9 protein-coding genes are annotated in these 11,159 nt (G+C 40.7%); 7 read left to right on the forward strand and 2 right to left on the reverse strand.

The genetic code is table 11. The annotated features are described in order from the left end of the window. Nucleotides 1–9: 9 nt before the first annotated feature. Nucleotides 10–639, reverse strand: coding sequence for an RNA polymerase sigma factor (locus tag ACPZ3T_RS08350; protein ID WP_490275162.1), 630 nt, complete (start codon nucleotides 637–639; stop codon nucleotides 10–12). An 840-nt stretch (nucleotides 640–1,479) separates the two neighbouring features. Here ACPZ3T_RS08350 and ACPZ3T_RS08355 point away from each other — a divergent pair. From ACPZ3T_RS08355 to ACPZ3T_RS08365, 3 genes are all read left to right on the forward strand, one after another. Continuing rightward, complete coding sequence (locus ACPZ3T_RS08355) at nucleotides 1,480–1,758, forward strand: TM2 domain-containing protein (protein ID WP_490275164.1); 279 nt, start codon at nucleotides 1,480–1,482, stop codon at nucleotides 1,756–1,758. A gap of 600 nt (nucleotides 1,759–2,358) precedes the next feature. After that, the gene (locus ACPZ3T_RS08360) at nucleotides 2,359–4,881 is read left to right on the forward strand and encodes a heavy metal translocating P-type ATPase (RefSeq protein ID WP_490275166.1); all 2,523 of its coding nucleotides are present in this window, start codon (nucleotides 2,359–2,361) and stop codon (nucleotides 4,879–4,881) included. A gap of 384 nt (nucleotides 4,882–5,265) precedes the next feature. Further along, the gene (locus tag ACPZ3T_RS08365) at nucleotides 5,266–5,769 is read left to right on the forward strand and encodes an FHA domain-containing protein (RefSeq protein ID WP_490275168.1); all 504 of its coding nucleotides are present in this window, start codon (nucleotides 5,266–5,268) and stop codon (nucleotides 5,767–5,769) included. A gap of 122 nt (nucleotides 5,770–5,891) precedes the next feature. Here ACPZ3T_RS08365 and ACPZ3T_RS08370 read toward each other — a convergent pair whose 3' ends face one another. After that, nucleotides 5,892–6,239, reverse strand: coding sequence for a hypothetical protein (locus tag ACPZ3T_RS08370; RefSeq protein WP_490275170.1), 348 nt, complete (start codon nucleotides 6,237–6,239; stop codon nucleotides 5,892–5,894). Between the two features lie 355 nt (nucleotides 6,240–6,594). On the opposite strand from ACPZ3T_RS08370, the gene ACPZ3T_RS08375 reads away from it, so the two are divergent. The 4 genes from ACPZ3T_RS08375 to ACPZ3T_RS08390 all read left to right on the forward strand — a co-directional run bounded on the left by ACPZ3T_RS08375 (nucleotide 6,595) and on the right by ACPZ3T_RS08390 (nucleotide 10,729). Further along, nucleotides 6,595–7,041 (forward strand): Fur family transcriptional regulator, encoded by a 447-nt coding sequence (locus tag ACPZ3T_RS08375; RefSeq protein ID WP_490275172.1) that lies wholly within the window; start codon nucleotides 6,595–6,597, stop codon nucleotides 7,039–7,041. A 433-nt stretch (nucleotides 7,042–7,474) separates the two neighbouring features. Then, a complete protein-coding gene (locus ACPZ3T_RS08380; protein WP_490275174.1) occupies nucleotides 7,475–8,593 on the forward strand; it encodes a succinylglutamate desuccinylase/aspartoacylase family protein in 1,119 nt (372 codons plus the stop codon). Nucleotides 8,594–9,048: 455 nt separating this feature from the next. Next, the gene (gene era / locus ACPZ3T_RS08385) at nucleotides 9,049–10,005 is read left to right on the forward strand and encodes a GTPase Era (RefSeq protein ID WP_490275176.1); all 957 of its coding nucleotides are present in this window, start codon (nucleotides 9,049–9,051) and stop codon (nucleotides 10,003–10,005) included. Between the two features lie 46 nt (nucleotides 10,006–10,051). Next, the gene (locus ACPZ3T_RS08390; protein ID WP_490275178.1) at nucleotides 10,052–10,729 is read left to right on the forward strand and encodes a response regulator; all 678 of its coding nucleotides are present in this window, start codon (nucleotides 10,052–10,054) and stop codon (nucleotides 10,727–10,729) included. The last annotated feature ends 430 nt before the right edge of the window (nucleotides 10,730–11,159 follow it).

Raw genomic sequence — 11,159 nt, forward strand, 5'->3', positions numbered from 1 at the left:
ATACTGAGGCTATGATTTGACTAAATCTTCTCCCAAGTATATTTCGCGGATGTCTGCGGGTAATTTGTCCTCTAGCATACGATAGCCTTCCTGGAGAAAATTGGCTACTTCAGGAGGCGTAATTTTTTCCCCTTCAGCTTGCAGATAAGCGGCAATACGGGTTTCACTCCAATGGAAAGTTTGAGCCATCAACACCATTAATCTTAAAATGGGCGGTAGTTGGTCTAATGCCTGTTCGACATAGCACCATAATGGCGGTGAAGTAGCTTGTAGGGAATAATGTATAGATTCCGTTGGTGGTAGTTGAATTTCATTAATGCAGACAGCCGTGATATTAATCAGCCAATTTTGCAAAGTTAAACCTTCCTGCCCTGGTAAGGGGTTTTTTAAATCGAGTCCGCCGAGTTCATAATAGATATGTCGCCAAGTCAGAGCAAAAAGATAGTCAGCTTGTACAGGCGATCGCGCCGAATGTTGAATCAAAGTGTAAACTATAGGGCTATAACGGCAAAAAATCACTGTAAAGTACTTGCCAGCATCGGGATGATGCTGAAATAGATCCAGCAGTTCTTGGTCACTATGATGAAACAGTGACTTAACGATAGGGTGGTTGGTTTCAGGAAAATGGGGAATTTGCATAAATCTTCCGGTGGATAGTAGTTAAGATATTATTAGCCATAAAAGTTTGATCAGGGGTAGTTTGAAAATCCTCGGCTTCACCTCTTGCTTAAAGAATCGTAAAACATTAAGTCTTCATGAGTCATGATGCTATCAAAATTGTTAAATACATCACAAAATTTCCCGGTAAAATTTTAGTATTATTTGGAAAGATACATCAGTATTGACCAGCCAAAGTGTTGACGAAGAAAGGCAGAGGGCAGAGGGCAGAGGGCAGAAGGAAAGAAAAATGCTTGTTGGGTTCAAGCCCCGCCCTTTGTGGGTGGTTTTTTCCCTGCTGCCTTGCTTTTCACTAGGTGTAACCATTCCCTCTGTATTTAACACAGGTGTTTTCCATTAAAGATATCTTGAAGATTGTGACTATCTCGGATAAAAGTCCTGAGATAACACTGATGTAAAAGTAAAAAGTGATGTGTTACAGCCACTTTAGTTGCTGGCAATTTGGAATTAATTCTTGTGAAAGATGAAAATTCCCCAAAAATCTGTAATAATACTCACCTAAATTTATTGCTTAAACATGGTTAATGTCAGATAGCTGAATTATTTGTGAGAGCAGAGAGAATTGTGATCTTGCACAATTTTTTCAAATCACATATGACTGCTATAGCCATAAAAAAACACAATAATTCTAGGCACAGTGAGATAAACTACTGCATCTAAATATTAGTAGCTTATCTATCCATGAGTATGAGCAACTAATTGACCCCCATTCAGATAAATGTGGGGAAATCTTGTGATAGCAACCCAGAATATATTTACTCAACCTTCATTCTAAATCTAGTTTCAAGGAGCAGAAACCATATGGCAAATCTTAACCATACTGAACAAACTAACAAACAATTATTAGCTAGCTATTGTGGTATTATTTTCGGTGGATTTGGGGTGCATAAATTTATTTTAGGATATGCTCCCGAAGGTTTTATTATGTTAGTTATATCCTTGGTTGGGGGAACTTTTTCTTATGGTATGACTTTATTAATTATGCAGATAGTTGGCTTAATTGAAGGCATGATTTATTTAAATAAAACCCCTGAACAATTTGTGAATACTTACATAGTTAATAAGCAGGGTTGGTTTTAGAGGTTGTTTGAAAACTTATTGGCTATGACTTTCAATACTCATGAAAAAGGGGTTTAAGGGTGTAGGGGTGTAGGGGTGTAAGGGAAAGAGTTTTTTATGTGTTCTCATGTACGCGGTTCATGGCCGCTACTTATGTAATGAGTAATAGGATTTACTTATTACTCATTACTCATTACTTATTACTCATTACTCATTACTCACTACTCATTTAACTTGTAATCTTGACAATTAACTAAGGGTCATATGTTGAACTTTAAACCTAAGTATCTAACCTGGGTAATATTTTTATTGCTGGGAATGGGCTATGTTAGTGTTATGTCTAACATCGAAATTCACTATTTTCTCAAAAGCTTAATTATCTTCTTGCCAATTCAGGTTGTGACTGTGATTTATGCAACCGCTAAACTTTGGGGGATGAGGAATAGTGAGGGAGGAGGGGAGCAGATACCCCATGCACATTGACTAATGGCCAATGATCAATGACCAATGACTAAATTTAATGTATTTGTATTGAGTAATAGTTACAGATTTCGCTACGCTCAAGTTAGAGATGCTTTTAAATAAAAGTCATAATTCTTATAGCGAATCTCAACACTTGCCATGCAACTTGTCCCAAAAACTCAGCTTGATCAAGAACAGACCCCAACTAGAGAAAAAATTCTGTTAGATGTTGGGGGTATGAAGTGTGCTGGTTGTGTGAGTGCAGTAGAAAAACAACTCACCCAATATCCAGGAGTCTTGAGTGCTTGTGTGAACCTAGCTACAGAGGTAGCGGTTATCGAGTCGGAAACTGGTGCAGTAGATGCAGAAAAACTGTCCGAGAAATTGACAGCCAGTGGGTTTCCTACCCAAACCCGCACAGCTAGGGACAAAATAGCAGGCAAATCGACTTTAGCCGATCCCACAGAACGACACCGCCAACAAATGCGTAGTGCGTGGCAACAATTAGCGATCGCCGCTATGCTATTGTTCTTCTCAGGGATCGGACACTTGGGTGATTTTGGCAACCCTGTGTTAACTCTACTCAATAACATTTGGTGGCATTTTGGTTTAGCTACCTTAGCCTTATTAATTCCTGGTAGACCGATTTTTATTGATGGCTGGTTGGGGTGGCGGCGCAATGCACCCAACATGAATACCTTAGTGGGTTTAGGAACTCTTACCGCCTACACCGCCAGCGTCGTGGCTTTGTTTTTTCCTCAACTCGGTTGGGAGTGCTTCTTTGACGAACCCGTGATGATGTTGGGTTTTATCTTGTTGGGAAGGACTCTAGAACAACAAGCCAGAGGTAAAGCTGCTGAGGCCTTTAGACAACTCTTAGCACTCCAACCCCAAATAGCTAGATTGATCCCCAACCCAGATATACAAAATATAGGATTAGCAAGCAATACTATCGAAATTCCCGCCGCACAAGTCAAAATTGGGGAATGGGTGCAAGTTTTACCAGGAGATAAAATTCCGGTAGATGGGGAAGTGCGTTTTGGACAGACAACCGTAGATGAGTCCATGCTGACGGGAGAAGCTGTACCCGTAATTAAACAGCCTGGAGATATAGTCAGTGCAGGTACAATTAACCAATCTGGGGCGATCGCTATTCAAGCCACCCGTACCGATGCTGATACTACCTTAGCCCATATCGTCGCCTTAGTAGAAGCAGCCCAAACCCGCAAAGCTCCAGTCCAGAAATTAGCCGACACCGTAGCAGGTTACTTTACCTACGGTGTATTAACAGCATCATTCTTGACATTTATCTTTTGGTATGCTTTCGGAACGCGGATTTGGCCGGATGTGATCACCACTGGCACAGCAATGATTAGCCACGCTGCACATAGTACCCATCACCTCCTACCGGAGATGAATCCCGTCTCTACACAATCGCCACTATTAATTAGTTTAAAACTAGCGATCGCCGTTATGGTCGTCGCCTGTCCCTGTGCTTTAGGACTCGCCACACCCACAGCCATCTTAGTTGGTACAGGCATAGGTGCAGAAAAGGGTTTATTAATTAAAGGTGGCGACGTTTTAGAAAAAGTCCACCAACTCAACACCGTAGTCTTTGATAAAACCGGGACACTCACCACAGGTAATCCCCAGGTTACTGATTGTTTAGGGATTGGAGACTGGGAATTAGGGGAGGGGGGAGACAAGGTAGACAAGGTAGACAAGGTAGACAAGGGAGAAATATTTACCCCCATGCCCCATTCCCCATTCCCCATTCCCCATGCCCCATTCCCCATGCCCCATTCCCTAATCCAACTAGCTGCCGCCGTGGAAAGTGGTACTTATCATCCTCTAGCTAAGGCTATTCAGCAGGAGGCACAGCGATTACAGTTAGTGATTCCAGAGGCGCAAGACTTTCACACTGAGCCGGGATTGGGTGTGTCGGCACTGGTGAATGGTGACACCGTACTTTTGGGGAATTGGGAATGGTTGAGTTGGCATGGAGTAGTGATTGATGATACAGCACAACAGATGGCTAACCGACTAGCAACCGAGGGTAAAACTGTTGTGGGTGTGGCGGTGGCTGGAACTTTAGCAGGTGTGATTGGGGTGCAAGATACCCTAAGAAATGATGCCCACAGCACCGTAGAACAATTGCGCCAGATGGGTTTGCGGGTGATGCTCTTAAGTGGCGATCGCCCAGAAGCCGCTAGTGCGATCGCCCAACAGTTAGGTATAGATCACACCGATGTGATTGCAGGTGTTCCCCCCAGTAAAAAAGCCAGTGTCATTCAAGACATCCAAACTCAGTTTCAGCACCATGTTGCCATGATTGGTGACGGCATCAATGATGCACCCGCATTATCTCAAGCTGATGTCGGCATTGCTTTACATTCAGGTACAGATGTAGCAATGGAAACAGCCCAAATAGTTTTGATGCGCGATCGCTTAAGTGATGTTGTGCAAGCAATTTCTCTAAGTCGTGCCACCTTCAATAAAATCCGTCAAAATTTATTTTGGGCTTTTGCTTACAACACCATTGGTATCCCTCTAGCAGCAGGAGTCTTATTACCACATTGGGGTTTTGTCCTCAGTCCCTCCGGTGCTGCGGCTCTGATGGCCTTTAGCTCTGTCAGTGTCGTCACCAATTCCGTATTATTACGCCGTTTAGCCCCTCGCTAGGTAACATTACAGCATCAATGTAGTTTGTACCATCTCAGGTTAAACTAAATCATAACTATATGTTCAGCATCTCATCAAATCTGTTGTCACTCCTGCAAGAGTGACAGTAGTTTACAAAGTAGAATAAATTCCGTTCTACTTTGTCTGTGTAAATATAGCGGTTGTCATTGGCAGAAAATACACTACTCCAGTCCAATAGGGTGGAAATCAAGATACCATTCTCAATCGTTCAAAACCTGAAAATACAATTATTTTGACTTTTGACTTTTGAGTTTTTACTTCCACATAGGGGTGCTACCCACTAGTAGAGTGTATTGCACACAAGCGAGAAACGCTATTCTGTAATGCTGCACAACATCCAACATCAGACTGTAGTGGGCGAGAATGGCAAGCAATAATACCCAACAACTTAGAATTAATCAAAATGTCCATGATTTTGGTAACGAATTATCAACATCAGCAGAAACTCATGAAAGTCATCTACTAATTCTGGAAGATGATCAAGGTCGTAAAGAATTTACCTTGGAAAATCCTGTCTATTCTCTTGGTAGAGACAGGGAATCTAATATCCGTTTAGTCTCTCAATTTGTTTCTCGTCGCCATGCTACATTGGTGAGACTACCCAGACAACATAACAATCAAAGCTATTATTACCGCATTGTCGATGGTGATGGCAAAGGTAAAGTTAGTGCCAATGGCTTCATGATTAACGGGCGCAAAATGTCAGCCCACGATTTACAAAACGAAGATGAAATTGTTTTTGGCCCTAAAATAAGAGCTATCTATTATTTGTTAAAAAATACCCAGCGTTCTGGACAAACAGATTCCAGTGAGTATGATATTACACTGATTAATCCCGGTATGGCTGATGACATAGAGGAGATTTAAATCAGTTATCAGTCATCAGTCATCAGTCAAAATGGATGATATCCCTCAACTTACTTTGCTAATCGTAGAGTACCTCTCTCCTTGTAGGAGAGAGTTCATTGCAGTCATATTGAAATGGAGTATTATCCCGCTAAACTTTCGATTAAATGCCAATAGCGACTCCCTTCAATTTCTTGTCTCATAACATCAAACATTTCTCGACAGTGATTATTAATGCGGAGTGGTAATTCCTCATTTTTAATCACGATAGTCATTTTAGTTTCTGTTTCTGTAGCTGTTGATTTATCAATCAGCACTTCCACTTTAATTAATTGGGAAACTGCAACAGTTCCCGGAATCTCACGGGCTAGAATGTAATCGCCTGTGTAGTATTGAATTTCCAAATCAAAGTTCTGTAACAAATCTAGAACTAATGGCTGGAGATCCTCAATATTAACCCCAATAATAAATGAACACGTATAGCGAGCCATAATAGCCCCACACCTTCTAACACTGCGTCCATCCTATAATACTGAAGTCACTAAACAGCAACTAGTTGTAGATTAATTACACAAAAAATCCTGTATCTCTTGGCTGCTGCCAGAAGGTAGACATTTACCTAAAATTTAAGCTAAAGTTGTAATGAGTTTGTTTTAGATGAAAGTGTGGTGAGGCAAAGATCAGAAAATTATCCCCACAATCACCTCAAACCCGAATTTCCTCGACATTCCCCAGGAGTAGTACAGGTGTAAAGACAAAATTGTAGTTCTGTAGTTCCCTGGTAGATACACAGCCACCATCAACTCGAACTGGGAAAACTCCTTTGATAGTGAAGTAGATTTAAATATGCAGAAACAGGCAGTATCCACAAAACCCATTCGTTCTTTAGAAGATGCACTTGAACGGTGTCAAATCCTAGGTATGCGGGTAAGCCGTCAACGTCGCTTTATTCTAGAACTACTATGGCAAGCTAATGAACACCTTTGTGCCAGAGAAATTTACGATCGCCTCAACCAAGAAGGTAAGGAAATCGGTCATACATCTGTATATCAGAATTTAGAAGCACTATCAAGTCAGGGAATTATTGAGTGCATTGAACGCTGTGATGGACGCTTATACGGCAATATTAGCGATGCTCACAGTCATGTTAATTGTGTAGATACTAATCAAATTCTCGATGTTCATATTGAACTACCAGAAGAACTTATCCGTGAAGTTGAACAAAAAACGGGTGTAAAAATTACTGAGTATACAATCAACTTCTACGGCTATCGCAGTCCCCAGGAAAGTTAAAAGGGAACAGCAAACGGGGAACGGGCAACAGGGTTATACCAATTCTCTATGAAGTTGCACCAAATCAATGATGTAGAGACGTTGTATGCAACGTCTCTACTTTATCAAGAAACGGTATTAGGATGTGTTAGTTTGATCTGAATGAAATACAGACCTAACCCCTAACCCCTTCCCTTGTAGGGAAGGTGAATAAAAGTTAGTAGATTTATTAAGTAGAACAGGGTAAATAATTAAAGGTTTGTAGTCAGAACTTTAGTTCTCTCTACGTTCTCTACGAGAGGCTACGCCAACGCGTAGCGTCTCGTAGACAGACGCTCCGCGTTCGCGCAGCGTCCCGCAGGGAACAAATAAGGACTAAAGTCCTTACTACGAACTCAATCTTAGCCCTTTTATATTACTTAACATAGTTCATTTCTTTCAACTCCTTGTACTTATGTTTCCTCAGATTGATAATATATTTTTGCGCCAAATGGCTTCGGGCGATCGCCTGTTTTTACAAGTCTATAAGTTCATCGGTTCTTACCCTGGAAAAAAGGTTTATATTCAATCTAATCTCCACGGTGCGGAAATCTCTGGTAATGCGGTTATTCATCAATTGATTGAGTTTTTGTTGTCGGTTGATGCTGCTGATTTAATTGGCGAGGTTTGGTTAGTTCCTGTGTGCAATCCAATGGGAGTTAATGAACGCGCTCAACATTTTTCTCCTGGCCGTCATTGTGCTTATGAATATAAAGACTGGAATCGCATTTTTTGGGATTATGAAAAACACAATAATAATTTGTTGGCTTTTGCTAAGTCTCAAATTCATGCAGATTTAGCAACTATTCGCCAGAATTATTTAAGTATTATCAAAGAGCAATTTGCTCGCAATTTCGAGGAAATTAATTCACTTCATAGTGTTCCCTACAGTGAAAGATTTCGCTATCAACTGCAATCTATTAGTCTCGATGCTGACTATTTAATTGATTTACATAGTTCTAATAATCAAGGTTTAGACTATGTTTATTACTTCCGCGATCGCAATGAAAGCGCGAAGTATTTTTTACTAGATTTTGGTATTCTTCTTGATAAATATGATGGTGATGCTTTTGATGAAGCTTTTATTAAACCTTGGTTGGCTTTAGAAGATTGTTTTCAACAGTTGGGTAGAGAAGTTAAATTTGATATCGAAGCTTGGACATTAGAATTAGGTGCGGGTATGCAAATGAATCCTGATTCGGTGGCTAAAGGTGTGGCGGGTGTGAAAAATTATTTAATTCAAAAAAATATGTTGCCAAATCTCCCTTCTACTCAAGCTCATGAAATGTATTTTGCTAAGAGTAGTAACCGAGAAAAATATTATGCGATCGCAGGTGGCATGATTCAATCTAGAGTTGCTTTAGGTACAAATGTCAAAGCAGGCGACAAACTCTATCAAATTCTCAGTTTCAATAAGGAAAGTCAGCTACCGACAGTCATGGATGTCTGCGCTGCGGAAGATGGCTTAGTTTTTGATGTCTCCACCAATCAAGCTGTAAATCAAGGTGAGTTTGTTTTGGGGTTAATTCATTAGTTGATAATTGTTAATAATCACTGAAGTTGAAATTATAGTCATTTTTAAGATGAATACATATTCTAGATGATTTGTAAATTACTGTAATTTTTATCAAAAAACACAAAATTGAATGAAAAACAATCCCCTACAAGAAAGATAATTTTAATAACGGGAGTGTGTTCCGATATCATTTTTTTGCAAATGAGAGCAAAATATATTTAGTATTAGATTAAACTAAGATTAAGTAGTGAACAGTATTGGCAAACAGTTTTGATGTTTTTATTCGGGGATTTAGAGCCGCTTTCATTGAGCTTGCAGCAATTGATATGGTGTTTTGTCCTCGTATTTAACTGATAACTGATAAAGACTAGTTCCCCACACCTGTTAGGGTGAATTAATGTTGTTTTGAATCTTTTCGTAAAGACTTATACCTATTAAATCCAAACTATAAAAAGATAACGGTGGGACTGACAGTGACTAGTATTGATAATGACATTCTATCTCTTTCGGAAGCGGTATCGATTCCCCAAGCTCCTCCTGAGTTTAAATCAGGTTTTATTGGCATTATTGGCCGTCCTAATGTTGGTAAATCTACGCTAATGAATGAATTAGTCGGTCAAAAAATTGCTATTACTTCACCAGTGGCACAAACCACCCGCAACCGTTTAAGAGGAATTGTCACAACACCAGAGGCACAATTAATTTTTGTCGATACCCCAGGAATCCACAAACCCCATCATCAATTGGGGGAAGTATTAGTACAGAATGCTAAAATAGCAATTGATTCGGTGGATGTAGTGCTATTTGTAGTAGATGGTACAGTAGCTTGTGGCGCAGGCGATCGCTTTATTGCTGAATTACTAATTAACACTTCCACACCAGTAATTTTAGGTGTCAATAAAATTGATCAACAACCTGAAAATTCCCAAAATATTGATGCTAGTTATCAACAGTTAGCAGCTAACCATGAATGGCCGATAGTCAAATTTTCTGCCATCACTGGTGCAGAATTACCCCAACTACAAACATTATTAATTGAACATTTAGATCATGGGCCGTTTTACTATCCCCCTGACTTAATTACCGACCAACCAGAACGGTTTATCATGGGTGAGTTAATTCGAGAACAGATTTTGCTGCTGACGCGTGAAGAAGTTCCCCATTCTGTAGCGATCGCCATTGATAAAGTAGAAGAAACACCAAGCATTACCCGTGTTCTGGCTACCATCCACGTTGAACGCGACTCCCAAAAAGGCATTCTCATCGGTAAAGGCGGTTCAATGCTCAAAGCCATAGGTAGTTCCGCACGAGAGCAAATTCAAAAACTAATTTCTGGTAAAGTTTATCTAGAATTATTTGTCAAAGTCCAACCCAAATGGCGACATTCTCGCGTCAGGTTAGCTGAATTGGGGTATAGGGTGGAAGAATAAATTTTAGTCAACAATCAACAGTCAACACTAGCCTTCAACAAGAATTATGTCTTTTAATGCTGGCTATAGCTTAAATCTGCCGAAAGATGCTGCACCGTTGCGGGTGTTGATTGTCGAGGATGATCCGATGATGCAACTGGGGTTAGAACAGTCCTTGATGGTGCATCCCCAGTTAGAAATTGTCGGACAAGCAGAAGATGGTTATTTAGGTGTACAAGCAGCACTCAAACTAAAACCGGATTTAGTGGTGATGGATATTGGTTTACCCCGATTAGATGGAATTGCAGCCACACAACAAATCAAAGCTGCACTTCCCCAAATCCATGTCGTGATGTTGACATCCCACCAAACAGAAACAGAAATTATCGCTGCCCTATCTAGCGGTGCAGATGCTTATTGTATCAAAGGCGCGACTGTAGAGAGATTATTAAATGCGATCGCTGCTGCCGTTGATGGTGCGACATACCTCGATCCGCTAATTGCACGGCGAGTTATTGATCATCTCAAACCACCCACACCAAAGGGAAATACAGCTAATTTATCAGGACGTGAGTTAGAAGTATTAAAACTGATGGTAGAAGGTTTGAGTAACCCAGAAATAGCGGAAAAACTCTATCTAAGTCCTAACACCGTCAAAACTCACGTCCGAGGGATTATGAATAAGTTAGCAGTAGATGACCGTGTGCAAGCTGCGGTTGTAGCTTTGCGTTCTGGCTTAGTTTGACACTCCTCAGCCTAAAGGCATGAGGATTCTTGCTTCATCCGTCCTCCCTAGAAACCTGAATATAAAATATTCAAGTCTCCCCGTTTGGATACGTCCACAAGCACACACGGACTGCCCGACCGCGTTTGAAACGATTTCTTCAATTTTTGCTTTACTCCCACATTTATCAGCCACTGCGCTGGACGGGTTTCCCGGCATAAAGCAAGTGGCGGTACAAGATTTAGGATTTTTACTACCAGGGTTCGGATGTCTTCGACAAGCCAAGCCGAAGGCTTGTCTACAGGAGTTGTCCGCTTGACCTACTTCGTTTTTTATGTGTGCGCTTTACCGCTAAAAATATCATATCACGAAAGCCGTCCTAGAAGGACGGGGAACTTTAAACCCATTTTTCTGGTAATCAAAAGACATTTCACTGCTGATACTAATTGTA

The organism is Aliinostoc maniaoense (assembly GCF_058172895.1).